Origin of the sequence: Amycolatopsis vastitatis (assembly GCF_002234595.1) — a bacterium.
Lineage (GTDB): Bacteria > Actinomycetota > Actinomycetes > Mycobacteriales > Pseudonocardiaceae > Amycolatopsis > Amycolatopsis vastitatis.
In genome coordinates this window covers 1-565 of record NZ_NMUL01000137.1, presented here as the reverse complement: position 1 = coordinate 565, position 565 = coordinate 1, and the positions used below count along the sequence as shown (strand labels likewise).

Below are 565 nucleotides of genomic sequence, written 5' to 3'. Positions count from 1 at the left end.
GGCGGATTCCAGGGGTTGTTGCAACACAGGTGATCAACTGGCTTTGGTCAGGAGTTTAGCCAAGCGCTCGGCTGGGGTGTCCCAGCCGAGCGTTTTGCGTGGGCGGCGGTTGAGCTGGGCGGCGACGGCGGCCAGCTCTTCGGGGCTGTGGATGGCGAGGTTGCTGCCTTTGGGGAAGTACTGGCGGAGCAGCCCGTTGGTGTTTTCGTTGGAGCCGCGCTGCCAGGGGCTGTGGGGGTCGCAGAAGTAGACCGGGATGCCGGTGGCGATGCTGAACTCGTGGTGGCGGCTCATCTCGCTGCCCTGGTCCCAGGTCAGCGAGCGGGCCAGCTGCTGCGGCAGCGTCGCGGCGGTGGTGACGAGGGCGTCGCGGACGTGCTCGGCGGTGTGGGAGCCACCGAGGTGGACCAGCAGCACGTAGCGGGTGGCACGTTCCACCAGGGTGGCGATGGCTGATGCGCCGTCCCCGCCGATGATCAGGTCGCCTTCCCAGTGGCCGGGGACCGCGCGGTCGTTGGCCTCGGCCGGGCGGTCGCTGATCATCACCATCGGGGCGGTGAAACGT

General features: G+C 68.5%; 1 protein-coding gene. It reads right to left on the bottom strand.

Annotated elements, in window-relative coordinates:
• Positions 1 to 33: 33 nt before the first annotated feature.
• Positions 34 to 565 (bottom strand): IS30 family transposase (locus CF165_RS49780; protein WP_143268992.1); only part of this gene is annotated, 532 nt, incomplete at its 5' end.